We start from the raw sequence: 25301 nt of genomic DNA on the forward strand, positions 1-25301 counted from the left end.
GCACAGCCTGAAACTATCATAGAGAACGCTGATCCGTAATATGCAGGAGCTGACTTGCCGTCCCCTCACCTTGTTTTCGTAACATCGATTGTTCCGCATGGAATCCCGACTACCGGTTATGAAGTGGCGAATTCGGCTGTGGTCGATGGCCTGCGGCGTTCGGGTGCAAAGGTGACCGTGCTTGGTTTCACATGGCCGGGCGTGAAAGCCGATGCTGCGGTTACGGTCGTGCTGGGCGAGGTGGAAGTGCGAACCGAAGGCGCTGGCATCAGGCGCAAGATCGGCTGGGTGGTGAAATCCTTCCTGACCGGCCTGACTGTCTCCTCGGCGAAGTTGCGGGTGATTCCAGCGCAGAAACTGCGCGAGGCCATCGGACGGATCGGCCCTTTCGATGCCTATGTGCTGAACGGGGTGACCCTGCCCGGCGCGTTTGAAGATATTTTCAAGGACAAGCCGTCGCTCTTCGTGGCGCATAATGTGGAATATCGCTCGGCGGAGGAAAACGCCGCCGACGCCCGAAGCTTCATTCAGAAATTCCTGTTCGCCCGCGAGGCGCGCATTCTCAAAGGGCTGGAAAGCCGCCTCAGCGGAACGGCGCGTTTCGTCTTCACCTTTGCCGAAGATGACGGCCCGGCGCTCGGACTTGCTCCCGACCGGTTTGCGACGATGCCGCTCGTCACGCCGGGCGGAATGCAGGCGGCTCAGCCACGCCCGGCAAGGTACGACCTTGCCCTCATCGGCACATGGACATGGCACCCGAACCGCATCGGGCTGGAATGGTTCCTGCGCGAGGTAAAGCCGCATCTCCCCGGCGATATTTCCATCACGATTGCAGGCAACACGCCCGCTGATCTCGTCTCTGCCTGGTCTGGCGTCAACTTCGTCGGCAAGGTGCCGGATGCGACGGAATTCGTGGAAAGCGGGGCGGTTGTTCCGCTCATCAGCCGGGCGGGAACCGGGGTGCAGCTGAAAACCATTGAAACATTCGAGCTGGGCATGCCAAGCGTCGCCACGACGCATTCCGTGCGCGGTATCGACAATATCCCGGCCAATTGCACCATTGCCGATGACCCGCGAGCCTTCGCGGCGGCAATCATCGAGCGGATCGGGAAGGCAAGATCGGGGGACAGCCAGAGACTGGACGGCAAGGCCTTCACCCGGTCACAAATCGAAGGCATGGACCGTGCGGTTGCCCGCGGTCTGCAAGCACTTCGCAGCGAAAATAGAATGACGGACTAGGCATGATGCATACCGAAAATGTAACCTACCGGAACATCCTTGGCGTGAAGGTCGCCTGTTTTGATTGGGACGGCGCCTTCGCCTTCTTCGAGAACCGTATCAATGAGGGCCGGTTCATGAAGCAAGGCTGGCTCAACGCCAACAATTCCAACATTGCGGATGAAACCCCGGATTATCGCGCTGCGTTGCAGGATTTCCTGATCCTGCCCGACGGGGTGGGTGTCGATATTGCCAGCAAGGTTGCCTATGGCAGCAAATTCCCTGCCAATCTCAACGGAACGGACTTCATTCCGGGGCTCTTGCAGCATATGAAACGCCCGCTGAAGGTTGCACTTCTCGGCGGCGGTCCGGGCGTCGCTGCCGACGCCGCACAGCTTTTCAGGCAGCAGATACCCCGCCATGAATATCGCGTCATTTCCGACGGCTTCTTCAAGCCCGCCGATCTCGACGGCATTCTGGCGCAATTGAAGGAATTCCACGCCGACCTATTGCTCGTCGCGATGGGCGTCCCGCGCCAGGAACTCTTCATCGACAAGCATATCACCGCGGAGCACTGCACGATAGCGAGCGCGGTCGGCGCGCTGTTCGACCTGCATACAGGCCGCGTGCAGCGCGCGCCGCACTGGATGCGCAAGATCCAGATGGAATGGGCGCACCGGCTGTTGCAGGAACCGCGAAGGCTCGCGAAACGCTATCTCATCGGCAATCCCGTATTTCTGTGGCGCGTCGCCAAAGGCTGGATGAAGGGAGAACCCCGGTGAGAACCGCAATCGTCACGGCCAGCTGGGATCAGGATTTCGAGCGCTGCAAGCTGCTTTGCGAAACCGTGGACAAATATGTCAGCGGTTTCACGAAGCACTACATCCTCGTAGACAGCAAGGATGTTGCCCTGTTTCGCAAGCTCGAAAGCGCGCACCGGGTCATCATCGATGAGCGCGATCTTCTCCCCTCCTGGCTGCACGCCTTCTGGGATCCGACCTATCTTTGGCGCAGACGGGTCTGGCTTTCGCTCCGGACCAAGCCGCTGCGTGGCTGGCATGTGCAGCAGTTGCGCCGGATCGCGCTTGCCGCTGCCGTGGAGGAAGACGGTTTTCTCTACACGGATTCCGACACGGCCTTTCTGCGCCCCTTCGATTGCGGCACACTCTGGCATGGTGAACAGCTTCGGCTTTTCGTCCGCCCCAATGCGCTCGCCAATCCCGAATGGCCGGAGCATCCGGTCTGGGCGGCCAATGCAGCGAAACTGCTCGGCATCGAAAACGGCAAAAGCGGGCTTAACGACTATATCGGCCAGCTTGTTTCATGGCGGCGCGACAGCGTGATTTCGATGTGCGAGCGGATCGAAGCTCATACCGGACAGCATTGGGTGGCGGCCCTTGGCAATATAAGACGCTTTTCCGAATGCTTCATCTATGGCCGCTATGTCGATGACGTGCTGCAAGGCTCGGGCCATTTCAGCGACACGCATGATCTCTGCCGGATGCAATGGTTCGCCCCGCCACCGAGCGAAGAGGAATTCCGCACCTTCATCGCCGAAATGGAACCCCATCAGGTCGCTATCGGCATGCAATCCTTTCTCGGCCTTTCGGTCGACGATATCCGGCGCATTATCGGAGCCTGAACCTTAAATTCGTTTAGCTGGCAAACGAATGCTGGAATAGGTGAAAACCAGCGACAGCAGATAGAGGCCGCCAAACACGATATTGAGTCCCAGAATCCAGTCGTGACTGTCGGCATAGTTCACCAGCAACAGCCAGACGAAGAATGCCTTGGCCGCAGTCATCAGCACCATGCTCAAGGTCCTGAGACCGGACTGACCGCGCGCATACAGAATTTCGGTCTGGTATTCGATCAGGTTGCGGAAACCGGGTACGAGCAGCACCAGCGGCAACAGGCCGACGATGGGCGCAACGCTTGAACCGAGTGCGTTCGGGAAGATTTGCAGGAACACGACCATCGCGCCGAGACCTGCCACCGAGACGGAGAAGACCGCAAGCTCCAGTCCGGCGCGGATGCGCAAAGAAGACAGCATGTCCGGCGCGCGCATGAGCTTTTGCACCAGCATCATGTTGAAGGAGCGAACCGGCAGGGCAGTAAGGTCCACAAGGCGCATGATGATCGCGTAAAGCCCCGCCGTCGCAGGCCCGCCGACAGTCAGCACGAGAAGCTTGTCCAGCTCGGCCTGGATATAGAACAGCAGTTCGGCGCCCATCACGGCAATCGCATCGGAAAGCCGCCGCATATAAAGCGACGGTCTGAAGCGAAGCCGGATCGACGGGTAAAATCGCAGCGCGGCAAGCAGCGCGACCCCGTTTGCAGCCGCATACCACCATGCCCAATGCGCAATATCGTGGGCGCTTGCCAGCCACATGAACAGTAGGGCTGCGACGGCTCGCGTGGCCGTGCCGAAAATCACCAGTCCCGCCGATATGCCGAAGCGGCGCAGGCCGTTATTGACGATGATGACGATTTCCGTCGACCGCCAGAACAGGGCCTCGGCAAACACCACAACGGCAAAGGGCAGGAAGGAAATATCGCGGCTGAAAAAGACGAAGTAAACCAGCCAGGACGCCAGCGCGAACAGCGGCAGCGACACCAGAATGGCGACGAGAAAACCCGCCGTATAGATGCCGAGCAGGCGCGGCTTTACTGTCGATATGCGGTAAAGCGGCGAACTGAACCCGAGGGAAACGATGCGCGACAGCACCACGCCCGTGCCCGATGCAGTGGCGAATATCCCGAAATCGCCCGTGGGCAGCGTGTTTGCAAGCGCGATGAAATAGACGAGTGAAACCACCAGCCTGCCAGCGGAGCCGGAAAACAGGGACAGGTAATCGCGCACTATTCCGGCATTATTGCCTGACAGTTTCCGCAGCGCTTTCGCTATCAACAGGGAGCCTCATCCATCGTGGTCTCGTGGTGCGTTCGACCCATTGGAGCGGGACGAGATAAAGAGATTTAGCTAAAAAGACTTAAACTCTTCTTTGCAAGCTCAAAGAGCAGACAAGCAAAAGCTAAAATAAGAGGGCCGAGCATTTCGCGGTTCAGGCCGACATTATTTTAACTTTTTGTTTTCTATAAAAAATTACATTCGGCCATCAGGTTTGGGGCGAGCGGATTCCGGTTTGGCATGTGCAAGCCCTGTTTAATGGATTTCATGGCGGCAGCGGGCACCTGAAACGGCCGCAGCGGCTACAGATGCGGACGAATTCGACAATGAGCGATCATGAGGGGCGCAGAAAGGCGGGAGTTGAGAAACCTCTTCTCGCATTTTCCGACGTGCGCCCGACGGATCGCCCCACCGGTCGCCCGCCTGCTCCACGTGATAGCGAAGCCGCGCCGCCATGGACACCACCCGCCACATCGGATGAACGCGCTGCGTTCTTTCATGAACACGACCATGATGCGCAAGAAACGCCAGAACCCGTTATCGAGGAAGAACTGGACGATGCGGACGTGGCCGAGTTGCAAAAACGCGTGGCGCTCATCGAAGCGGAACTGGAGCGCAAGATTCAGGAACGCGAACGTCGCAAAATCGCAATCGAGGCTGACGCTCCACCCCCGGAGCCAGCCCGCGAACCCGTCATGCGCGAGCATCCTGTTGCCGACCGCCCGGCACCGGATGCCGAATGGAAACCGCTGATCGATCCGCGCATCGCCATCGATGTAGTGCGGGGATCGCGCAGGCTCCTGCTGGTCAGCACGATATTGGGCGGTGTGGTCGCCGCGCTCTATGCATTGTCGCTGCCGCAGATGTACGTCGCTTCGACCGATATTCTGGTCGATCCGCGCAACATCAAGACGGTTGGAGACGAACTGACCCCGGGGCAACTCCCGACCGACGCATCGCTTGCCGTCGCCGAAAGCCAGGCCCGCATCATCGATTCCAGCAGTGTTCTGCTGAAAGTGATCGACAGGACGGACCTGACAAAAGACCCCGAATTCAACGGCACGCTGGTTCCGACCGGCATTGCCGGACTGTTTGCGCAGATCAAGGATATCTTGTCCCCCCAAAAGGCGAGCGACAGCCAGACGCTGCAAACCCGCGTTCTCTATAACCTGCACAAGAGTATCGCCATCGGGCGCGACGCCAAGACCTTCATCTATTCGATCTCGGTGAAAACCCGCGATCCGCAGAAATCGGCCTCGCTTGCGAACACCATCAGCACCGTTTTCCAGAGCGAGCTTGCATCGCTGCAATCCGATGCCGCACGGCGCACTTCGGACGAACTGTCGAACCGGCTTGCAGACATGCGCGCCAATGTCGAACAGGCGGAGCGCGCAGCGGCTGATTTCCGCGCATCGCACGATCTCGTCAATGTGGATGGCAAGCTGATCAGCGATAACGACCTGACGCGGCTCAACGATCAACTGACCAACCAGCGCGCCGAAACCATGCGGCTTCAGGCCCGTGTACAGGTACTGAGCAACGCCACTTCCGACAGTGTGGTGACCGGGACTTTGCCGGAGGATTTGCGATCCAACACGCTGACGGCTCTGCGGGCGCAATATGCGCAGGCGCGCCAGACGGCAAGCGGCTTATCCACCCAGCTTGGCCCCCGTCACCCGGCGCTCATTCAGGCACAGTCGCAGGCGGGCACGGTGCTGAGCGACATCGACGCTGAATTGCGGCGCATCCGCTCCTCGCTGCAAGTCGAGGTCTCGCGGTCCGTGCAGCAGGAAAAAGACCTGACCACGCGTCTGGCGCAGCTCAAGTCACAGCAGGCAAACAATAGCGGCGATCTGGTGAAATTGCGCGAGCTTGAGCGCGAGGCGACCGCGCGCCGCTCCGTCTACGAAGCCTTCCTCCTGCGCTCGCGCGAGACGAACGAACAGGAAGGGCTGAATACCGCCAATGTCAGGGTGTTGTCGGAAGCCCGCCCGCCGCTCGATCCGGCCAGCACATCGCGCAAGCTGATCGTCATCGCCGGGCTGATTGCCGGCTTCCTCGCAGGGCTTGCGATCACAGCCGTCCGCAATTTCGGACGGCTGCTGCGCCTCTAAGCGGTTCCTGTTCCAACAGGAACGCCGGAACCGCTCTAACTATTTGTTTTATCGCATTATCCAACGCATCGAAGCGGGATAGGAAATCAGTCCAGTGAACTGATTTCCCCCCGTAGACGTTTCACACTTTTGGTGGAAATGCGCTAATCTCTTCCATTTGAAGTATAATCTTATCGATCAACTCATGCCGACCGGCGTGCAAGCACCTCGGCGCGAGGCACCTTGCGCCCGCTGGCGCGCAAGACACCATGTGCGCCGTCCAGATGGCCCGGCTTCAATTCGAGCGCCAGAAAACGGCGCTTTTCATATGGGCCTGGCATGGCAAGCTCGCCGGTCTTTTCAGCGGTAAAGCCGAAGCGCCCGTAATATTCCGGATCGCCGACGAGCAGGATCGCGCCATGGCCAAGGCGCATGGCCTCGTCGATGGCATGACGCATCAAGGCCGAACCGATGCCGCAACCGGCGGCGGAAGGTTCGACGGCCAGCGGACCGAGCAGCAAGGCGGACACGGGAAAACCGAAGGCGTCGAGCCCGGCATGGACATCCCACAGCCGCACGGTGCCCTGCGAGCGCTCTGTCTTCGCCAAGTGCGGCAAAGGCCAGCCCCTCTGCGGGCAGGCGACCACGACGCAGTTTTTCCGATGACTTGCGGCGGCGGCCTTCACCCATCGCGCGGTCCAGCAAGGCTTCGCGCGCCAGCACATGCTCCAGCGCCTCGCCCGCGATCGAAAAAGCCGGGGCAACGAGGGTTACGGTGTTTTCCTGAATTTCAAGAGTTGCGTTCATCACATCTATCCCCGCAAAGCGGCAGCAGCACACCCCGCCCGACGCCTTGCAGCACCGGGCGGATTGAGAGGATCTTTCAGACTTTCAAAGGTATGATCGAGGTCGGAAAGCGTTCGCGCTTTCCGGGATCATATCCCGGCCTCAAAGATCAGATGACGTAGGATCGGAGCGGTTCGAAGCCGTTGAACGCCACCGCCGAGTAGGTGGTGGTGTATGCGCCCGTGCCTTCGATGAGGATTTCATCACCGATGGTCAGCGAGACCGGCAGCGGATACGGCGTCTTTTCGTAAAGAACGTCCGCACTGTCGCAGGTCGGGCCGGCCAGCACGCATGGTTCGGTTTCGCTGCCGTCATGCGGGGTCACGATCTGGTAGCGGATCGCCTCGTCCATGGTTTCGGCGAGACCGCCGAACTTGCCGATGTCGAGATAGACCCAGCGCACATTGTCGTTGTCCGCCTTGCGCGAGACCAGAACCACTTCGGTCTTGATCACGCCTGCATTGCCGACCATGCCGCGGCCCGGCTCAATGATAGTTTCCGGGATGCGGTTGCCGAAATGCTTGGAGAGCGCGTCGAAGATCACCATGCCATAGGCCTGCGCGGTCGGTACGTCCTTGAGGTAACGGGTCGGGAAACCGCCGCCCATATTGACCATGCGCAGCACGATGCCTTCATCGGCAAGGGTGCGGAACACCTTGGCCGCATCGCCGAGCGCACGGTCCCATGCGGTGAGGTCCGTCTGCTGAGAGCCGACGTGGAACGACACACCGTAGGAATCGAGACCCAGCGACTTTGCATGGCGCAGAACGTCGATAGCCATCGCAGGCACGCAACCGAACTTGCGCGACAGCGGCCATTCGGCGCCTTCACCGTCCGTCAGCACGCGGCAGAACACGCGGCTGCCGGGGGCGGCGCGCGCAACCTTCTCCACTTCTTCCACGCAATCGACCGCATAAAGGCGAATCCCCAGCTCGAAAGCGCGCGCAATATCGCGCTCCTTCTTGATGGTGTTGCCATAGGAAATGCGGTTCGCCGTCGCGCCGGCTTCCAGCGCCATTTCGATTTCGGCGACCGAAGCGGTATCGAAGCACGAGCCGAGCGAAGCGAGCAGGCGCAGGATTTCCGGCGCAGGATTTGCCTTCACCGCATAGAAGATGCGCGAATAGGGCAAAGCCTTCTCGAAGCTCAGATAGTTGTCGCGCACGACGTCGGTATCGACGACGAGGCAAGGACCGTCCGGACGGCGGGTGTTGAGGAAGTCGATAATACGCTGCGTTGCCATGGTCGTTCTCCCGCGCGGTTGTCTTCACCGCTTTCAAAGGGACAAAGTGTGCATGAACGCATCCGCCGTGAAGCCAGCCTTTGGAGGTGCTGATGTCACGCGAAAACTCATGCGGCGATGGAACAACGCTAAACCCGCGTTACTCCGCTTTGTCTGCCTTGGATTGGAATTGGAGAACCGCATCCGCACTTCTGGCAATGAAGGTGTGCCTCTTCAGTAATTTCGGCTTTTGGACAGCCGAAAGACACTAGAAAGGCCCGCACCGTCGTTGCTTCAAGATGTCCTCGATCTGGCGGTTGGCCATCAGATCGACTGGAGCGGTTAGGTCCAGGTACCGTACCGAATTCCTCACCATTCGAGGATCGGCGGACACCCACAGGCACGTGCGACTTTGGGCAAGCGCGATATAAGCGCAAAGTCGTGTCCATTCAATGACAAAAAATTGGTTGAGCGAATTTATTTTTGGCAGGATCGCAGTGCGCTGTACGCTTGCCATTGTTCAATATTAGTGAAACATTCAACAGGCAAATCCGTCTCGAAAGAGCGTAAATATCCCGTTAATTGTTGCATGTTGTGAACAATGGCCAGTTTCGATCCCTTCAACGCCATCATTGCAAAAGCTGAAAAGCCGCCCGTTCACGCATTGGAAGGGCCGCTTGAAGGCGAACGGCTCGCCGTAAAAGACATTTATGACGTTGCCGGAATGGTGACGGGATGCGGCAATCCGCAGATCGAGGCCGAATCACCGCGCGCCGAAAGATCGGCTCCGGTGGTGGAAAGGCTGCTCGCCGCCGGGGCGGAATTTGTCGGTAAGGCACAGACCGACGAACTTGCCTTTTCCCTGATGGGGCAGAATTCGCATTTCCCCTATCCGATCAATCCGGCAGCGCCGGACCGCGTTACCGGCGGCTCATCCTCCGGCTCGGCGGCGGCCGTTGCAGGCAAGCTCGCCGACATTGCGCTCGGTTCGGATACGGGCGGCTCCATTCGCGCTCCTGCAAGCTTCTGCGGTCTGGTGGGCTTGCGCAGCACCCATGGCCGCATTCCGCTCCAGGGCATCATGCCGCTTGCGCCCTCGCTCGATACAATCGGATGGTTTGCGCGCGACATAGAGCTTTATGACCGGGTTGGCGCCATCCTGCTTGGCGACGACGCCCGAGAGTTCAATCTGACGAAGCTTCTTTATATGCCGGTTCTCGAACAGCTTTTGCTGGGCGAGGCCGAAACGGATGCCTATCGCGCCATGTTTGCCGAAGTGCGCCCGCACTTCACGGGCCTCAAGGCGGCAAGCCAGCCGACGCTTTCAATAGATGAACTCTATCTGGTCTTCCGTCACATTCAGGGTGCGGAAGCCTGGGCGACGCATGGTGGCTGGATTTCGTCGGGTGATCGCAAGCTCGGCCCCGGCGTCGCGGACCGTTTTGCCTTCGGCGCGGAAATCGCCGCAGATCTCGTTGCCAGCCAGCGCCTGCGCCGGGCGCAATTCACGCAGGAACTTGAAAAGATCATCGGGAACGACGCCGTGCTGGCGCTGCCGACCGTACCGGGTGCGGCTCCGCTCGCAAAAGAACCTTTCGAAACCTTGCAGGCCTATCGCGAGCAGGCATTGCGCCTGCTGTGCCTTTCGGTGCTTTCCGGCCTGCCGCAAATCACATTACCCCTGGGGCAGGTGCAGAGCGCACCTTTCGGCATTTCTTTCATCGGACCACGCGGCAGCGACCGGGCGCTGATCGCGCTGGCCAGAAACATCATCGGGAAGCGGGGCTAGACCATGGACACCCTCACACGTATGCGCGCCTTCATCGACGTGGTCGAGGCGGAAGGATTTTCCGCCGCAGCGCGAAAAATCGGGCGTTCCAAGGCACTCCTTTCCAAATATGTGCGCGAACTGGAAGACGAGCTTGGAGCGCGTCTTCTCAACCGCACCACGCGGCAATTCTCGCTGACGGAAGCGGGGCACACCTATTATCACCGGGCGGTCGAAATCATCCGCGAGATCGACGCGCTGCAGGATGCCGTCAGCGAAACCAGTTCCGATGCGCGCGGACGCATCAAGCTGTCGGCCCCGCGTACCTTCGCCGATGCCGTCATCGGCCAGTCCCTGATCGATTTCTGCCTCGCCCATCCCGAAATCGTGCTCGACGTGCGGCTGGATGACCGGTTTGTCGATCTGGTGGAAGAAGGCTTCGACCTTGCGATCCGCATCACGCGCTTGCAGGACTCTTCCCTCATCGCAAAGCGATTGTCGCCGTTCCACTCCGTCCTGTGCGGCGCGCCGGAACTCATTGCCCGTGTCGGCAAACCGGAGCGCCCCGAAGACCTGGCCGACCGGCCCTGCATCATCGACACCAATGCGCGCTCGCGCAACAACTGGCATTTCCGCAATACGGATGGATCGATGATGACGGTTCCCGTCAACGGCCCGATTGAAGTGAACAGCCCCGTCGCCACAAAGAACGCCGCACTCGCCGGTCTGGGCTTTTCCATGCTGCCCGCCTTCATCGCCGAAGAAGAAATCGAGCGCGGCAGGCTGGTCTCCTGTCTGGACGAATTTATCGTGAAGGATGGCGGCATCTACGCTGTTTATCCGCATCGGCGCTATTTGCCGGCAAAAATCCGGGCGCTGGTCGATTTTCTGACCCAATGGTTCAAGGACAGGGAAAACAACTCCAGGGAAATGCAGTAAAGCATTCCTGTCTGCCTTCTCCCGAACCCGGTCAAACTTTCGGGAAACATGCTCTGGATTTTCCAGAGACGTCGCACTTTCGCCGCCTTCGGGCATAAGCGTGTTCTAATGGAATTTTCGATGGTGGTTTCATCCTTGTTCAAGCGCGGTTTCATCCGGCCTGCAGCAATCGCGTTGCTGGCGGGCTGTTTGCCCACGGTTGCACTTGCCCACCCGCATGTCTTCGCCGAGGCGCGGCTGGAACTCTCAATATCGCCCGACGGCACGGTGCAGCAGCTTGCCCATGTCTGGCGCTTTGACGACGTTTTTTCCTCCACCGTCCTCATGGAATTCGACAAGAATGGCGATCTCAAGCTCGACAAACAGGAGTTGATCGACCTTGGCCATGTCATCAATGGCTCCATTGCCGAATTCAAATATTTCCAGACTGTTCTGGACAATGGCAAGGATGTGAAAATGGCAAGGCCGACCGATCTTGCCGCTGATTTCACGGACAATCGCCTGCTCATCATCTTCACCAGCAAGCCCGAAAAACCGTTGAAGCTTGCCGCGGGTCACAAGATCAGCTTCGGCGTCTATGACCCGACCTTCTATACCGCCATCGATTACATGAATGACAGCGACCTGATCGTGAAGGGCCTGCCCGCAGGCTGCACATCCAAGGTTGTCCGTCCTGATCCAGACGAGGCGCTTGCCCAGAACCAGGCGACACTGACCGATGCCTTTTTCAACGATCCGACAGGCACGGACATGTCGAAGATATTTGCAACCCGTCTCGAGATCGACTGCGAACCGAAAGGAAAGACTGGCTGATGAGAAAAGCGGCAGCCTTCGTTCTGGCCCTCTGCCTTACGATGATCGTTGCGCAAGCCTATGCGCAGTCCTCGCTCGGTATCGGCGCGAATGAGGTGGCGATGAAGCCGACCGGGCCTTTCGCGCATATCATCCTCTGGATGAACGAACAGCAGCGCTCTTTCTATCTCGCCATGACCAACGCTCTGAAAGCCATGCGCGAAGACCCATGGCAGGCTTCGGTTCTCGTGGGACTTTCCTTCGTTTACGGCATTTTTCATGCGGCGGGGCCGGGCCACGGCAAGGCGGTGATCTCGTCCTATATGATCGCCAATGAAACGGCGCTGCGGCGCGGTATCTTCCTTTCGTTCATTTCGTCGCTTTTGCAGGCACTCATGGCGATTGCCGTCGTCGGCCTCGCATGGTTCCTGCTGCGCGGCACCGGCATCTCGATGAACCAGACAGCGCGCTACATGGAGATCGCCAGTTTTGCGCTTGTGCTGTTTTTCGGCCTTTGGCTGCTGGCGCGCAAGCTGCCGCTGCTTTTCAGGAAGCGCGAAGATGCAGGCCCTGGCCCGACCGCATCGCTCTTTGCCGCCGCGCCCGAGCCGGCAATGGCTTCCGGCCCGGCATGGCAGGGCACGATTTCGCAAGCCACACGCGCGGCTGCGACCGGCAGCGCGGTCAAGCTCAATTACAAGCCCGCAACTACTGCTGCATCGGATCATATCTTCATCGGCGAAGGGGACGTGTGCGCCGCATGCGGCAATCCCCATATTGCCGATCCTTCGACGCTTGGCGACGATTTCAACTGGAAGACGGCGTGGTCGGCGATTTTGTCGGTGGGCCTGCGCCCATGCTCGGGCGCGCTGATCGTGCTGACATTTGCGCTTTTGAATGGCTTGATGGTTGGCGGTCTGCTTTCGGTCTTCGCGATGGCCTTCGGCACGTTCATCACGGTGGCTGTTCTTGCCACGCTGGCCGTCACCGCCAAGAACACGGCGCTGCGCTTTGCGGGCAGCAAGGCCATGTCGGGTCGCCTGAAGGCGGCAATCGAAGTGGCCGCCGCCCTGTTCATCGCCCTGACCGGTGCGCTGTTGTTGAGCGCTTCGCTGGTGAGTTAGAGCGCGCGTTTCGATCTGAGTGAATCAGATTGGCGCTCTATCTCTTTGTTTTGACGCGCATCTTTTCCGAAAACCGTTTCACACTTTTCGGGATGCGCTCTAATCTTTATTTTGCCGCTTCGAGCGCAGCCAGAAAATTGCGAAGAAGCCCAGAACGAAGACAATCGGGAAGATGATCGCCGCGATTTGTGAGCGCTCGCCCAGCGCCAGCATGATGCTGGGTACGAAATAGGCAAGCACCCCGAAGCCGATCAGGATGACGGCGGCGGCAATTGCCGGATTGCTCTTCTTGCGCTCAGCCACGGTCACGAAACTCCTCCAGCTTCTTCTTCTGCTGGCCGTCACTATCAAAGTTTTCCGGTGCAAGCCATGCCTGATAGGCTTTCTTCAAGGCAGGCCATTCGCTGTCGAGAATGGAAAACCATGCCGTATCGCGGTTTCGGCCCTTGGCCACCATATGCTGGCGGAATACACCCTCGAACTGAAACCCGAAACGCTCGGCGGCACGCTTGGAAGGCCCATTTTCATTGTGGCACTTCCATTCGTAGCGGCGATAGCCAAGCTCATCGAAAATATACTGCATGAACAGGAACTGCGCTTCCGTGGCGGCGGGTTTCCGCGAAATCTGCGGCCCCCAATAGATGCTGCCGATCTCGATGACGCCATGGACGGGATCTATGCGCATCAGCGCCTGCCGCCCCGCCACCTTGCCGCTCGCCTTGTCGATGACGGCGAAAAACAGCGGATCGTCGCTTTTGGACGCTTTTTCCAGCCAAGGCTCGAATTCTTCGCGCGTTGCAGGCGGAAACTCGAACAGCCAGGTAAAGCGCCGGTCCGCATCCTCCACCGAGGAAGCGGCAAACAGTTCGTCACCATGCTTCCCGGGGTTCAGCGGTTCCAGCCGCACATAGCGGCCTTCAAGCACTTTGCGTTCCGGCTGTGGACGCGGCGTCCAGTTCTGCAAATCAGTCATGCCAATTCTCCCATTCGACCGGACAGGAGCATAAAAGAAGCGGGACGAAAACCGGATTATTGTTTCCGTGTCATTTTTCCCGAATGGCCGCACGATCAACCGAAACGGCCTTCACCAGCGCCACCACTTCGTTACCGGCGCGCAATGCCAGTTCGTCGACCGAGCGTCGCGTCAGCCGCGCAACCAGATGACGCCCCCGGAAGTCGAGCGCGACATAGGCGTTGGGACCGCCATCCATCGTGATTGCCGTGACCCTCACCGGCAGCACGTTGCGGATGCTGATCGCTTCAGGCGCCTTGCGGGCAATGGAAACATCGCGCGCACGCACGCGCAGCCGCACATGCATATCCAGTTTCAGCCCCGCATCGCTGAGCTGAAACGATGCGCCACCAAGATCGATCTCCGCCAGCTTGTAATGCTCGTCATAGGACGAAACCGTCCCTTCCAGCAGCACGCCGCCGCCCTCGCCCTCGGCGTCGATCAGCGGAAACACATCCGCCGCCGCACCGCTTGCCGTCACCCGGCCAGCGGACAGGAGCACGATCTGGTCGGCAAGCCGCGCCACCTCGTCGATCTCATGGCTTACATAGACGATCGGCACATGGCTTTCATCACGAAGACGTTCGATAAAGGGGAGGATTTCCTGTCGTCGCGCATGGTCGAGCGAGGAAAGCGGCTCGTCCAGCAGCAGGAGCGCCGGATCGGACAGAAGCGCGCGACCGATGGCGACACGCTGGCGTTCGCCGCCCGAAAGCGTCGATGGCCGCCTGTCGAGAAGATGGCCAATGCCAAGCAGCACCACCACTTCGTCAAAGCTGCGCGTCGCCTGCCTGCGGCCTGCCCAGCGCGCGTAAGTCAGGTTGCGCTTGACGCTCATATGCGGAAAAAGCCGCGCCTCCTGAAACACATAGCCGATGCGGCGCTTTTCCGGCGGCAGGTTTATGCCTCGTTCGGCATCGAACAGCGTGAAGTCGCCCACGGCGATACGTCCACTTTCGGGGCGAAGCGTTCCGGCAATCATTTTCAGGAGCGTCGTCTTGCCCGCACCGGAGTGGCCGAACAAAGCGGTCACGCCCCAATCGGCCGCGAAATCGGCTTCCACAATGAACTTGCCGTTGCGGCCATTAATCGAAACAGCTAGCCCGCTCATTTCGTTGCTCCCGCAAGCCTGCGCTGCAACCATTCGGACAGCACCACGGCAACCACTGAAATGGCAGCAGATATCGCAATCAGACGGAATGCTTCCGCGTCACCGGACGGGGTCTGCATCAGGGCATAGATGGCAAGCGAAAGGGTCTGCGTCTCGCCCGGAATGTTGGACACGAAAGTGATCGTGGCGCCAAACTCGCCCAGCGCCTTGGCAAAGCCAAGCACGGCGCCTGCGAGCACCCCGGGTAGAAGCGGCGGCAGAATGACGGTGAAAAAGGCGGTGAAGCGGCTGGCGCCAAGCGTGCGGGCAGCTTCCTCCAGCCCGCGGTCAAGCCCTTCTATCGAAAGCCTGATCGGACGGACGAGCAACGGAAACGCCATCACACCGGCGGCAAGGGCGGCACCCGTCCAGCGAAAGGAAAAGGAAAGGCCGAACCATTCCTGCAAGGGAGCACCAAGCGCCCCCCGCGCGCCAAACAGGATCAAAAGCAGATAGCCTGTCACCACCGGGGGCAGAACCAGCGGCATGGTGACAATGGCCTGCGCCAGAGACTTGCCCGGAAAATTGAACCGGGCAAGAATCCACGCGACCACAAAAGCAACCGGCAGAGCGACAATGATGGCTATTCCGGCAACCCGGAGCGACAGAGACACAATCTGCCAGACATTACTCTCAATCATTTTTGGCGATCATTTATTCAGCAGCCTCCGACGCGCCTACGAACCCCTTGTCCTTGATGATCGCCTGACCGGCATCGCTTTCAAGGAAAGCGAGGAAAGCCCTGGCGGCGTCGGTTTCGTTTTTCGCTACAAGCGCCGCGGGGTAGAGGATCGGCGCGTGGCTGTCAGCCGGGAACCGATAGGCTTCGACCAGTCCGGGTGCCGCCGCACGGTCCGATGCATAGACGATGGCCGCCCCGACTTCGCCCCGGCTGACATATTGCAGCGCAACGCGCACATTCTCGGCGAAGACCGCGTTCTTTTCGACATCCTTCCAGATATCGAGCTTTTCCAGCGCTGCCTTGCCGTATTTGCCCGCCGGGACATTCGATGGGTCGCCCATGGCGAAACGACCACCGCTCAAAAGCTCCTTGGCCTCGCCCTTGGGCGTGTCCTTCTGCGTTGCGATCACCAGCGCATTGCCCGCGATCACCTTGCGCGAAGCCTTGTCGATGGCACCAGCCTTTTCGACATAATCCATCCAGTCGAGATCGGCGGAGATGAAAATCTGCGCCGGAGCGCCCTGCTCGATCTGCTTGGCCAGAACCGACGAAGAAGCAAAGGACGCGACCACTTCGGTGCCGTCCCGAGCCTTCATCTGCCTGGCGGCTTCCTCGATAACGTCTTTCATGCTGGCAGCCGCGAAAACGGTCACCTTTTCGGCAGCATGAGCAACCGAGGCGGCACCAGCAGCAACAGTGATGAGAAATGCGGCGATCAGTTTCTTCACGAATATCCTCCATATCACCTGCAACAGTAGGCAAACCATCATCCGCCGGAGAACCGGCGCTGTTTCTGTTCGGACATGGGAAATTTCCATGCCCTGACTTGCGATGATGGGTGTGATGGAGGCAAACGCGACCCGGATGCCGTCAAACCCTTGATGCACGGGCGTCCATGCAAAAGCCGCCCAAAATTCCGTAACGAATTCAGATCGTTCCGGAACCAGAGCCACCATAATGCGGTGAAATCTGTTTGACCAGCCCCATGCGGGCATATGCGGCAATAGATCATTGCCGCAAAATGCCATCAGCTACCGATGTGTTTATGCGCCCCGCGCTTCTCGGCAAGCTTTACCTGCTTCTGGCGCTCCGCATAACGGGCGCGATCTTCCGGCGTGCGTTCGTCATAACAACTGGCGCAGGAAACGCCTTCCTCGAAATACTGCGAAAGCTTGTCTTCCGGCGAAATCGGGCGGCGGCAGGCGCGGCAGAGTTCGACGTCGCTTTCGGCAAGGCCGTGGCCAACGGCCACGCGCTCATCGAACACGAAGCATTCGCCGTTCCACATGCTTTCTTCACGCGGGACTTCTTCAAGATATTTCAGGATACCGCCCTTGAGATGGAAGACATCCTCGAAGCCCAGCCCCTTGACGAAGGCTGTCGCCTTTTCGCAGCGAATGCCGCCGGTGCAGAACATGGCGATCTTCTTGCCTTCGAACTTGTCGCGGTTCTGCTCGACCCATTCGGGAAACTCGCGAAAAGTCTTGGTCTGCGGATCGATCGCTCCTTCAAATGTGCCTATGGCATATTCGTAGTCGTTTCGCGTATCGACCACGACAGTGTCTTCATCCGCGATGAGGGCGTTCCAGTCCTGCGGCGCGACGTAGGTGCCCACGCTTTTCAGCGGGTCGATGCCCTCGACGCCCATGGTGACGATCTCGCGCTTCAAGCGCACCTTCATGCGATGGAACGGCATTTCGCTGGCATGGGAATATTTGAGTTCGGGCTCTGCCAGGCCGGGAATGGCCGTGATGTGCTGCACGAGCTTTTCAATCGCCTGGGCTGTGCCCGCAACTGTCCCGTTGATGCCTTCCGCCGCCAGAAGCAGCGTTCCCTTGATGCCATTCGAGCAGCAAAGCTGAGCCAGCGGCTCGCGCAGGCTCTCATATTGCGGCAGCGGCGCAAAGCAATAAAGGGCGGCAACGGTGAAAGGCAAATTGCTCATCGGTTCTGTCTTCTTTGAAAATTCACCTCGCAACTAATCCCCGCAAACGGCGAATTCAAGTCAACTTTATCCTCGTGCGTCGAAGTCGCCCCAAAATCGGCCTCGCAGATCAATTTTTCGAGGAGCAATAGATGTTCGACAGCCAGACGATTGCAGACCTGACAATGATGGCGAACGAGGCGAAAATCGAACCGGCGGCCTTGCTGGCGATCGCGGAAGTGGAAAGCGGCGGTCGTGCGCTTCACAACATCAATGGCGGCAAGGAACCCGCCATCCGGTTCGAGGGACATTATTTCGACCGCAGGCTTTCCGGACGCTTGCGCGAATACGCAAGGAGCAACGGCCTGTCGGCGCCCATTGCAGGCCGGATACGCAATCCCAAATCGCAGGGCGAACGCTGGCTTCTGCTTGAACGGGCGATGGGCCTGAACAAGAAGGCAGCGCTTGAATCCACCTCCTGGGGGCTGGGACAGGTCATGGGCGCACATTGGGAATGGCTTGGCTACATGACCGTTGACGACCTTGTGGCAGAGGCACGCGGGTCGGTTGCCGGGCAAGCGCGGCTGATGCTGCGCTTTATCGAAAAGGCGGAGCTTCTTGAAGTGTTGAAGGCCCGCAACTGGCGCGAATTCGCCCGACGCTATAATGGCCCTGCCTTTGCCCGCAACGAATATGATAAGCGGATGGCCGAAGCCTATCAGCGCTGGCAAAAGCAGCTCGACACGCTTAAAAGAGCCGCATGAACCAGTAACTTTCGGTGGTGGACAAACCGCCGACAGGGATTTAAATCGATTTATCCACTCAAACAGCCGAGCAAGCCGATGTCCCAGAAAACCGACCTTCTCGTTCCCATCATGACAGGCCAGCCGGTCATTCCGGTTTTGTTGATCGACAGGGTAGAACATGCTGTTCCGCTGGCACGGGCGCTTGCCAAGGGTGGATTGCCCGCTATCGAGATCACCTTGCGCACGGCTGCGGCGCTTGACGCCATCCGTGCGGTGGCGACGGACGTGCCGGAAGCAATCGTCGGCGCTGGCACTATCCTCAACGCCAAGCAATATGAGGATGCGGCGAAGGCGGGTTCGCGCTTCATCGTCAGCCCCGGCGCGACCAAATATATCGTTGCAGCCGCCAATGACAGCGACGTGCCGCTGCTGCCCGCAGCCATCACGCCGAGCGAGATGCTGGCGCTGCGCGAGGAAGGCTACACCCATCTGAAATTCTTCCCGGCTGAACAGGCTGGCGGCGCATCGTTCCTGAAGGCGTTGTCCTCGCCCCTCGCCGGAACCGTCTTCTGCCCGACAGGCGGCATCAGCCTTGCCAATGCAAAAAATTACCTGTCACTGCCGAACGTTGTCTGCGTCGGCGGCTCGTGGGTTGCACCGAAGGAACTCGTCGAGGCAGGTGACTGGGATGCGATTACCCGGCTTGCGAGCGAAGCGGCTGGCCTGAAAGGCTGAGCGAGCCCAAACGGGAAAATAAAAAGGGGCCTCCGGGGCCCCTTTTATTTTGCCTTGCTTCGATCCGACCGACGATCAGTTGGTTTCCGTGAACTTGGCCACCGTCAGGAAGGTAACGGCGTTGCCGCTGAACTGATTGGCGCGTTCGGTCGGCAGATTGCCGCGCTGGAAACCTGCCGTGTAGACCATGGCCGGTGCGGACCGCAGCGCATCGTTGCGGAGGACCGGGTTTGTCACGGGCACGGCGCTGGAAACGGATTCCGCCGAGAGGGCAACTTCCGAAGTCGGCATTACGGCAGGCTGAACCACCACACGCGGCGTGGATTGGGCCTTGGCGATATAGCGTCCGCCCTTTGCTGTGGCGCGAACGCCCGTCTCGGCTGCCTTGCCAATCGCTGCGACCTTCTTCTGGACAGCGGCGGAAGCCGTAGCAGTCGCCTTGGCTGACGCGGTCCGGGCCACAGAAGCCGTCTGCACAGCTGCCGGCGCCTGCTTCGGTGCGGCGTCTACAACCGGCTTGCTGTCATAATAATCGTCGGAAGGCGGTGCGATCAGCTCACCGATCTCATCCTTCTTGGAAAGCAGGGCAAGCTGCGTATTGGCGCGCGGCGCTTCCTTCGGCAGCGGGAAAGCTGCCGTTTCGCCCGGCTGCGGCACTGCCACATTGCCAGTATCGGCGACTTGTGTCGGTTCGTTCTGCTCGCTGTTGACCAGCGCGGCAATCGCATCCTGGCCGCTTGCGGCAGGTTTTTCGCCCGGGCGCATCGGACGTGCTGACGGGATCACCGCGGCGGCAAGCTGCATATTATCCGTCTCAAGCTGCGGACGGGCCGACGGCACCGGCACAAAACCGTTCATCAGCGGTGAAGGCGTCCCGGCATCGGCAACCTGAACCGTGTTCGCATCCACGGCGGCGCGGGCCGCGGCAGCAGCATCGGCGGCCGGTTCGGCTGCGGCAAGCGCCACGGCATCTTGCGGCGCCATCGCCGGCTTGCGAGCCGGTATCGGAACATTGAGCGCGGCCACCGGAACTTCGGCTGCGGCCTGCGCCTGGGCATCGAGCCCGGCTTCGGGACGCGGCGCCTGCATCGGCACCGGAGCCTCACGGGCGGGCAAGGCGGCAATCATCGTTTCACGCGGCTGCTGGACCGGCTCTTCCGGAACCGCCGGAGCCTGACGCGCAGGCACTGCGCGGGCAGGACGTGCGGATGCCGGTGGAGCACTCACCTCACCGCCGCTTTCTTCTTCTTCGTCGGCACCACCACCAAACAGCGCACCGAACAGGCTCTTGCTGCGGCGTGGGGATGTATTGCTGGCCACCATGACCTCGCCGCCACCAGCCTTGCGCCTTTCGATCATGGCCAGTGCCTGCTCATAACCCGGCAATGGCTTGCCATCGGCGGGAAGGTGAGCGGTTTTGCCATCCGGGAACAGCGCGAGCAGTTCGCGGCGGCTCATGCGCGGCCAGGAGCGGACATTGCCGACATCCATATGGACGAAAGGCGAACCGGAGCGCGGATAATAGCCGACGCCGCCGATCTGGTAGCGCATGCCGATGCCGCGCAGCTTGGCCAGGGGAACGCCGGGAATGTAGAAGTCCATCGCGCGGCCAAGCATGTGCTGGCTCTTCTTGGCAACGCCGGTGTTGGCGGAACGCGAACGCAGCATGGCGTTGGTTGCCGGCGAACGATAAGCGGAGACGACGGTGATATACTGGCTCGAACCGGTGGAGCGATAAACCTGCCAGATCAGGTCGAACAGGCGCGGGTCCATCTTGGTCGGCTCGTTACGGCGCCAGTCCCGCAGGAAAACATTCAGCTTCTTCAAGCCCTGCGCATCGAAGCGACCATTTCTCTTGAAGACGATTTCGGCCTTTTCACCGGTATGAACGTAATAAAGCTTGAGAGAGCGGGTTTCAGCCGATGCCTGCGAAGGAGACAGCGCCAGGACAACCGCAGCGACGGCAAGGGCAGACGGAGCGGACACAGATACCTTCATCGTGGCCTTTATTCCGGTCCAAACCTTCGCAAAGCGCGCTTTAATGGTCGATATGCTGTTCATCGAATCGTATCGCCTTACCGTTTTCCGCCCCCAGAGGCATTCTCCAGGCTTCCCTCGGGGCTTTCTTTGTGGTGCCACAAAAAGCCTGCGTCCCAGTTCCGCTTGAACTCCGATTGTCGGATTTAATGGTTAATGGACGCTTAGTGAACAACAAATGAGGAAACACCATGGCAAAAAAGCCACACACGTGCATCTATTTTCGCCATGGTTAAAAAATTATTAACAGTCTTTAATTCGCAACAGTACCTGCGAGGACCGACAGTATGTTTATTATAAATGACTGAAATTCAATATGTTAGGCCGGATCGATCAGCCCGCAACGCGGTTGAAAGGGGTGATACCGGCCTCTTCCTCGGCGCCTGATCCCTTGCCGGAAATCGACGCCACATCGATGCCATATTCCTTCAGCTTCCGGTAAAGCGTGGTTCTTCCGATACCCAGACGCCGGGCCACTTCACTGATTTGTCCGTCATAATGAGCGATGGCGAACCGGATCATTTCCTCCTCGGCTGCGGCAAGCGTGCGAACCTCGCCCGCTCCGTCTATTCCACTGAACAGACCGGCCGAAGTCACGCCTGGATCCTGATCGACAAGGTTGAACCGGGCGGATTGCTGTGCAGGCCTCATGGACTCGCTGCCCGCACCTATCTGCGCGAAATCACCCGCTGTCAGCTCGCCAGTGTCGCAGAGGATCACCGCACGGTAAACGGCATTTTTCAGTTCCCGCACATTGCCGGGCCAATGATAGGCCTTCAGCTTTTCCAGCGCGTGGGTGGTGATGCCAGTGATATGCCCCATGCGCTCTTCGCTGACAAAGCGCATCATGAACTGATGCAGCAGGATCGGAATATCTTCCGGACGATTGCGCAGGGGCGGCATGGCTACCGCAAAGGAGCCGAGCAGATGATAAAGCCCGGCATGAAAACGTCCCATATCGACGAGATCGGCCAGCGGACGGCTGTTCGACGCCATGATGCGTGCATTGGAAAGCGTGCGCTCGCCGCCGCTTTCGAACTGGCCCGATTGCATTGCCGCAAAAAGCTTGATCTGCGTGTGGCGCGGCAGCGCACCGACTTCGTCAAGGAAAAGCGTGCCGCCATCGGCTTCCGCAAGCTTTCCGAGGCTGCGCAGGGCATCGCCATCGCGACGGTCGCGCCGTGCTGTCGAAACGCCGAAAAAAACCTCGTCGGCATTATCCACCGTCAGGGTGCGGCAATCGACGGTCACGAAAGGGCCGCGCCAGCGGACACTGCCGCTGCAAATGGCGCGCGCCAGCGTCTCCTTGCCGCTGCCGGGTTCTCCCTCAATCAGAAGCGGCGCATCCAGCGCCGAAGCCCGACGCGCCAGAATCCCGACCCGCTCCATCTCGGGGCTCTTGATCGCCATGTCGGAAAGCGTCAGATGAGCCTTCAGAGAGGAACGCGCGCGGCGGATTTCCTGCGTCAGCGCATCGATCTTCAACACATTGGAAACGGAAACCTGAACGCGCTCGAAGGCGACCGGCTTGGTCACGAAGTCGACCGCACCCATTTTCATGGCCTGGAGAACCGGCTGGAGATCATCGTTCTGGACGAGAACTATCACCGGCACGCTGTTTCCGGCTTCACGCATGCGCCGCAAAACGGTCAGGCCATCCATATCCGGCATGGAAAGATCGAGCAGCATCAGCACAATGTCCTTGCGCTGGCTGACGAAGCTGAGTGCGCTGGCCCCGCCATCTGCCAGGATGGTCCGATAGCCCATGCGCATGACTACCGCTTCCAGATTGCGTCGTTGGATCGGATCGTCATCCGCTATGAGAATGCGCGTGGCCATTAACCGTTATCATTACCTATGGAGTTCCCGCGCCCGAAATACTTAAACAGTTTAAATGTCTCATATTCTAGGCGCGTTATTTGGTGCCAAGCCTTCAGCGAATGCAAGGTACTAAAATGTGCCTCGGTGTCCCATTTCACAAAATTTGTATCCTGAATCCACTCCCAGCTTCAACCATCTGCCTGTCGAGCGGCCTGATCGGGGCGGGCCATCACAAATGATCGAAGCCCTTTTCCCACCTCTTGGCGATCCTGACAAGACGTGCGAGAAGGAGCCTGACAGAGCGGCTCCAGTCAGCGCCGGATCGTGGAGCCGCGCTCTCTCTTTGTTTGTACGCATTATCCGACGAAAAGCCGCTTCGCACTTTTTCTGGAAATGCTCTTGGAGAATGTTCATGACCCGTTTTTCAGAATCCGTTTTCTTCAACAATGCTTCGCATGCGCCTGCCGGCGATGCGGCTGCGGCCGAAAAGGCTGATCTCGGCAACCTGCCGGAATGGAATCTGGGCGATCTTTATCCGTCTGCCGACAGCCCGGAACTGAAAAACGATATTGAAAAAGCCATGAAGGATGCAGCGGCCTTCGAGGAGCGCTGGAAAGGCAAGCTCGGAGACGAAGCGGCCAAGCCAAATGGCGGTAACTTTGCCGATGCAATCAAGGAATTCGAGGCTCTGGACGAGCTGATGGGCCGTATCGGCTCTTTCGCCGGCCTCTATTATTACGGCGACACCACAGACCCGAAGCGCATGAAGCTTTTCGGCGACACGCAGCAAAAGCTGACCGACGCCAGCACGCATCTCATTTTCTTCGGCCTCGAACTGAACCGCATCGATGATGCCGTTCTCGAAAAGGCTATGAACGACAATGCGGCAATCGGTCATTACCGCCCATGGCTGACCGATCTGCGCCTGGACAAGCCTTACCAGCTCGACGACAAGCTGGAGCAGCTCTTCCACGAAAAATCGATCACGGGCTATAGCGCCTGGAACCGGCTGTTCGATGAAACCATGTCGGGACTTCGGTTTGAAATCGACGGCAAGGAACTCAGCATCGAGCCGACCCTGAACATGCTTCAGGACGCCGATGGCGCTGTGCGCAGGAAGGCATCGGAAGCGCTGGCAAAGACTTTCGCAGCCAATCTGCGCACATTCACGCTGATCACCAACACGCTGGCCAAGGACAAGGAAATCTCCGATCGCTGGCGCGGTTTTCAGGACATCGCCGACAGCCGCCACCTTGCCAACCGCGTGGAACGCGACGTTGTGGATGCGCTGGCAAAGGCGGTGGAAGACGCCTATCCGCGTCTTTCGCACCGCTATTACGCCCTGAAAGCAAAATGGCTCGGCCTTGAAAGGCTTGAGAACTGGGATCGCAACGCACCATTGCCGGAAACGCCGCAGGCCCTGATCCCATGGGACGATGCACGCGAAACAGTGCTTTCCGCCTATGGCAACTTCGCGCCGGAAATGGCCGAGATCGCGAAGAAATTCTTCGACAAGAACTGGATCGACGCGCCGGTCCGCCCCGGCAAGGCTCCGGGCGCATTCGCGCATCCGACGGTTCCGTCGGCGCATCCCTATGTGCTGCTCAACTATATGGGCAAGCCGCGCGATGTGATGACGCTGGCGCACGAATTGGGCCACGGCGTGCATCAGGTTCTGGCGGGCAGCCAGGGTGCTTTGATGGCTTCAACGCCGCTGACGCTCGCTGAAACCGCATCCGTGTTCGGCGAAATGCTGACTTTCCGCTCGCTTCTGGCCGCTACACAGGACAAGCGTGAACGCAAGGCCATGCTGGCCCAGAAGGCCGAAGACATGATCAACACGGTCGTGCGCCAGATCGCTTTCTACCAGTTCGAACGTCGCGTCCACACCGAGCGGCGCGAAGGCGAGCTGACGGCTGAGCGCATCGGCGAAATCTGGATGGATGTGCAGCGCGAAAGCCTTGGCGATGCCGTCAATCTCAATCCGGGTTACGAGACCTTCTGGACCTATATCCCGCATTTCATCCACTCGCCGTTCTATGTCTATGCCTATGCTTTCGGTGACTGCCTGGTGAACTCGCTTTATGCGGTTTACCAGAACTCGGAAAAGGGCTTCCAGCAGAAGTATTTCGACATGCTGAAGGCTGGCGGCACCAAGCACCACAAGGAATTGCTGGCGCCATTCGGCCTTGATGCGAGCGATCCCGATTTCTGGAGCAAGGGCCTGTCGGTGATCGAAGGCATTATCGACGAGCTTGAAGCCATGGAAGACTGAGGCGAC

General features: G+C 59.3%; 21 protein-coding genes and 1 pseudogene. 11 read left to right on the forward strand and 11 right to left on the reverse strand.

Going from position 1 to position 25301, the window contains the following annotated elements:
- Nucleotides 1-54: 54 nt before the first annotated feature.
- From OINT_RS18575 to OINT_RS18585, 3 genes are read left to right on the forward strand one after another with little or no spacing between them, the layout of a single operon-like run.
- Nucleotides 55-1239, forward strand: coding sequence for a glycosyltransferase (locus tag OINT_RS18575; RefSeq protein ID WP_006469441.1), 1185 nt, complete (start codon nucleotides 55-57; stop codon nucleotides 1237-1239).
- A gap of 2 nt (nucleotides 1240-1241) precedes the next feature.
- Nucleotides 1242-2000: a WecB/TagA/CpsF family glycosyltransferase gene (locus OINT_RS18580; RefSeq protein ID WP_006469442.1), complete on the forward strand. Its 759-nt coding sequence runs from the start codon at nucleotides 1242-1244 to the stop codon at nucleotides 1998-2000.
- Nucleotides 1997-2860 carry a DUF6492 family protein gene (locus OINT_RS18585; RefSeq protein ID WP_021585297.1) on the forward strand — a complete coding sequence of 288 codons (864 nt, stop codon included), beginning with the start codon at nucleotides 1997-1999 and terminating at the stop codon, nucleotides 2858-2860. The genes OINT_RS18580 and OINT_RS18585 overlap by 4 nt, the downstream gene beginning before the upstream one ends.
- Before the next feature lie 3 nt (nucleotides 2861-2863).
- Here the strand turns inward: OINT_RS18585 and OINT_RS18590 are convergent, their stop codons facing one another.
- Nucleotides 2864-4129, reverse strand: a complete 1266-nt coding sequence (locus OINT_RS18590) for a lipopolysaccharide biosynthesis protein (protein WP_006469444.1) — start codon at nucleotides 4127-4129, stop codon at nucleotides 2864-2866.
- A 326-nt stretch (nucleotides 4130-4455) separates the two neighbouring features.
- Between OINT_RS18590 and OINT_RS18595 the strand changes: the two genes are divergently transcribed.
- Nucleotides 4456-6243: a GumC family protein gene (locus OINT_RS18595; RefSeq protein WP_006471418.1), complete on the forward strand. Its 1788-nt coding sequence runs from the start codon at nucleotides 4456-4458 to the stop codon at nucleotides 6241-6243.
- A gap of 182 nt (nucleotides 6244-6425) precedes the next feature.
- On the opposite strand, the pseudogene OINT_RS18600 reads toward OINT_RS18595, so the two are convergent.
- Nucleotides 6426-7029: pseudogene (locus OINT_RS18600) on the reverse strand (GNAT family N-acetyltransferase).
- Between the two features lie 148 nt (nucleotides 7030-7177).
- On the reverse strand, nucleotides 7178-8311 hold the full coding sequence (odc2, locus tag OINT_RS18605; RefSeq protein WP_006469447.1) for an ornithine/lysine decarboxylase: 1134 nt from the start codon (nucleotides 8309-8311) through the stop codon (nucleotides 7178-7180).
- Between the two features lie 580 nt (nucleotides 8312-8891).
- Between odc2 and OINT_RS18610 the strand changes: the two genes are divergently transcribed.
- The 4 genes from OINT_RS18610 (at nucleotide 8892) to OINT_RS18625 (ending at nucleotide 12913) form a co-directional block, all read left to right on the forward strand.
- Complete coding sequence (locus OINT_RS18610; protein WP_006469449.1) at nucleotides 8892-10079, forward strand: amidase; 1188 nt, start codon at nucleotides 8892-8894, stop codon at nucleotides 10077-10079.
- Between the two features lie 3 nt (nucleotides 10080-10082).
- A complete protein-coding gene (locus tag OINT_RS18615; RefSeq protein WP_006469450.1) occupies nucleotides 10083-10997 on the forward strand; it encodes a LysR family transcriptional regulator in 915 nt (304 codons plus the stop codon).
- Nucleotides 10998-11105: 108 nt separating this feature from the next.
- On the forward strand, nucleotides 11106-11810 hold the full coding sequence (locus OINT_RS18620; RefSeq protein ID WP_006471416.1) for a DUF1007 family protein: 705 nt from the start codon (nucleotides 11106-11108) through the stop codon (nucleotides 11808-11810).
- Complete coding sequence (locus tag OINT_RS18625; protein ID WP_006469452.1) at nucleotides 11810-12913, forward strand: nickel/cobalt transporter; 1104 nt, start codon at nucleotides 11810-11812, stop codon at nucleotides 12911-12913. Before OINT_RS18620 ends, OINT_RS18625 begins: the two co-directional genes overlap by 1 nt.
- Before the next feature lie 99 nt (nucleotides 12914-13012).
- Here the strand turns inward: OINT_RS18625 and OINT_RS18630 are convergent, their stop codons facing one another.
- The 6 genes from OINT_RS18630 to trhO all read right to left on the reverse strand — a co-directional run bounded on the left by OINT_RS18630 (nucleotide 13013) and on the right by trhO (nucleotide 17702).
- Nucleotides 13013-13222 carry a hypothetical protein gene (locus OINT_RS18630; RefSeq protein ID WP_006469453.1) on the reverse strand — a complete coding sequence of 70 codons (210 nt, stop codon included), beginning with the start codon at nucleotides 13220-13222 and terminating at the stop codon, nucleotides 13013-13015.
- Nucleotides 13209-13886 carry a GNAT family N-acetyltransferase gene (locus OINT_RS18635; RefSeq protein ID WP_006471415.1) on the reverse strand — a complete coding sequence of 226 codons (678 nt, stop codon included), beginning with the start codon at nucleotides 13884-13886 and terminating at the stop codon, nucleotides 13209-13211. The genes OINT_RS18630 and OINT_RS18635 overlap by 14 nt, the downstream gene beginning before the upstream one ends.
- Nucleotides 13887-13956: 70 nt before the next feature.
- Nucleotides 13957-15036, reverse strand: a complete 1080-nt coding sequence (gene modC, locus OINT_RS18640) for a molybdenum ABC transporter ATP-binding protein (RefSeq protein ID WP_006471414.1) — start codon at nucleotides 15034-15036, stop codon at nucleotides 13957-13959.
- On the reverse strand, nucleotides 15033-15716 hold the full coding sequence (modB, locus tag OINT_RS18645; protein ID WP_006469458.1) for a molybdate ABC transporter permease subunit: 684 nt from the start codon (nucleotides 15714-15716) through the stop codon (nucleotides 15033-15035). Before modB ends, modC begins: the two co-directional genes overlap by 4 nt.
- A gap of 13 nt (nucleotides 15717-15729) precedes the next feature.
- Nucleotides 15730-16485 (reverse strand): molybdate ABC transporter substrate-binding protein, encoded by a 756-nt coding sequence (gene modA / locus OINT_RS18650; protein WP_039853509.1) that lies wholly within the window; start codon nucleotides 16483-16485, stop codon nucleotides 15730-15732.
- 299 nt (nucleotides 16486-16784) lie between these two features.
- Complete coding sequence (gene trhO / locus OINT_RS18655) at nucleotides 16785-17702, reverse strand: oxygen-dependent tRNA uridine(34) hydroxylase TrhO (RefSeq protein ID WP_006472907.1); 918 nt, start codon at nucleotides 17700-17702, stop codon at nucleotides 16785-16787.
- A 131-nt stretch (nucleotides 17703-17833) separates the two neighbouring features.
- On the opposite strand from trhO, the gene OINT_RS18660 reads away from it, so the two are divergent.
- Together OINT_RS18660 and OINT_RS18665 are read left to right on the forward strand one after the other, a co-directional pair.
- Nucleotides 17834-18445, forward strand: a complete 612-nt coding sequence (locus tag OINT_RS18660) for an N-acetylmuramidase family protein (RefSeq protein WP_006469463.1) — start codon at nucleotides 17834-17836, stop codon at nucleotides 18443-18445.
- A 78-nt stretch (nucleotides 18446-18523) separates the two neighbouring features.
- The gene (locus OINT_RS18665) at nucleotides 18524-19162 is read left to right on the forward strand and encodes a 2-dehydro-3-deoxy-phosphogluconate aldolase (RefSeq protein WP_006469464.1); all 639 of its coding nucleotides are present in this window, start codon (nucleotides 18524-18526) and stop codon (nucleotides 19160-19162) included.
- Between the two features lie 75 nt (nucleotides 19163-19237).
- On the opposite strand, the gene OINT_RS18670 is transcribed toward OINT_RS18665, so the two are convergent.
- Nucleotides 19238-21223: a DUF882 domain-containing protein gene (locus OINT_RS18670; RefSeq protein ID WP_036565808.1), complete on the reverse strand. Its 1986-nt coding sequence runs from the start codon at nucleotides 21221-21223 to the stop codon at nucleotides 19238-19240.
- A gap of 309 nt (nucleotides 21224-21532) precedes the next feature.
- A complete protein-coding gene (locus OINT_RS18675) occupies nucleotides 21533-23038 on the reverse strand; it encodes a sigma-54-dependent transcriptional regulator (RefSeq protein WP_006469466.1) in 1506 nt (501 codons plus the stop codon).
- Nucleotides 23039-23432: 394 nt separating this feature from the next.
- Between OINT_RS18675 and OINT_RS18680 the strand changes: the two genes are divergently transcribed.
- Entirely contained in the window at nucleotides 23433-25295 is a 1863-nt protein-coding gene (locus OINT_RS18680; protein ID WP_006472903.1) for a M3 family oligoendopeptidase, read from the forward strand.
- Nucleotides 25296-25301 lie beyond the last annotated feature (6 nt).

Source organism: Brucella intermedia LMG 3301, assembly GCF_000182645.1.
Taxonomy (GTDB): domain Bacteria; phylum Pseudomonadota; class Alphaproteobacteria; order Rhizobiales; family Rhizobiaceae; genus Brucella; species Brucella intermedia.

Excerpts from the sequence above, each read along its gene's own strand:
- OINT_RS18625 (WP_006469452.1), top strand. The coding sequence starts at position 11,810 with ATGAGAAAAGCGGCAGCCTTCGTTCTGGCCCTCTGCCTTACGATGATC.
- OINT_RS18610 (WP_006469449.1), top strand. The coding sequence starts at position 8,892 with ATGGCCAGTTTCGATCCCTTCAACGCCATCATTGCAAAAGCTGAAAAG.
- modB (WP_006469458.1), bottom strand. The coding sequence starts at position 15,716 with ATGATTGAGAGTAATGTCTGGCAGATTGTGTCTCTGTCGCTCCGGGTT.
- OINT_RS18675 (WP_006469466.1), bottom strand. The coding sequence starts at position 23,038 with ATGGCCACGCGCATTCTCATAGCGGATGACGATCCGATCCAACGACGC.
- OINT_RS18660 (WP_006469463.1), top strand. The coding sequence starts at position 17,834 with ATGTTCGACAGCCAGACGATTGCAGACCTGACAATGATGGCGAACGAG.
- OINT_RS18615 (WP_006469450.1), top strand. The coding sequence starts at position 10,083 with ATGGACACCCTCACACGTATGCGCGCCTTCATCGACGTGGTCGAGGCG.
- OINT_RS18580 (WP_006469442.1), top strand. The coding sequence starts at position 1,242 with ATGATGCATACCGAAAATGTAACCTACCGGAACATCCTTGGCGTGAAG.
- OINT_RS18665 (WP_006469464.1), top strand. The coding sequence starts at position 18,524 with ATGTCCCAGAAAACCGACCTTCTCGTTCCCATCATGACAGGCCAGCCG.
- OINT_RS18620 (WP_006471416.1), top strand. The coding sequence starts at position 11,106 with ATGGAATTTTCGATGGTGGTTTCATCCTTGTTCAAGCGCGGTTTCATC.
- OINT_RS18595 (WP_006471418.1), top strand. The coding sequence starts at position 4,456 with ATGAGCGATCATGAGGGGCGCAGAAAGGCGGGAGTTGAGAAACCTCTT.
- modC (WP_006471414.1), bottom strand. The coding sequence starts at position 15,036 with ATGAGCGGGCTAGCTGTTTCGATTAATGGCCGCAACGGCAAGTTCATT.
- odc2 (WP_006469447.1), bottom strand. The coding sequence starts at position 8,311 with ATGGCAACGCAGCGTATTATCGACTTCCTCAACACCCGCCGTCCGGAC.
- OINT_RS18635 (WP_006471415.1), bottom strand. The coding sequence starts at position 13,886 with ATGACTGATTTGCAGAACTGGACGCCGCGTCCACAGCCGGAACGCAAA.
- OINT_RS18670 (WP_036565808.1), bottom strand. The coding sequence starts at position 21,223 with ATGAACAGCATATCGACCATTAAAGCGCGCTTTGCGAAGGTTTGGACC.
- trhO (WP_006472907.1), bottom strand. The coding sequence starts at position 17,702 with ATGAGCAATTTGCCTTTCACCGTTGCCGCCCTTTATTGCTTTGCGCCG.
- OINT_RS18680 (WP_006472903.1), top strand. The coding sequence starts at position 23,433 with ATGACCCGTTTTTCAGAATCCGTTTTCTTCAACAATGCTTCGCATGCG.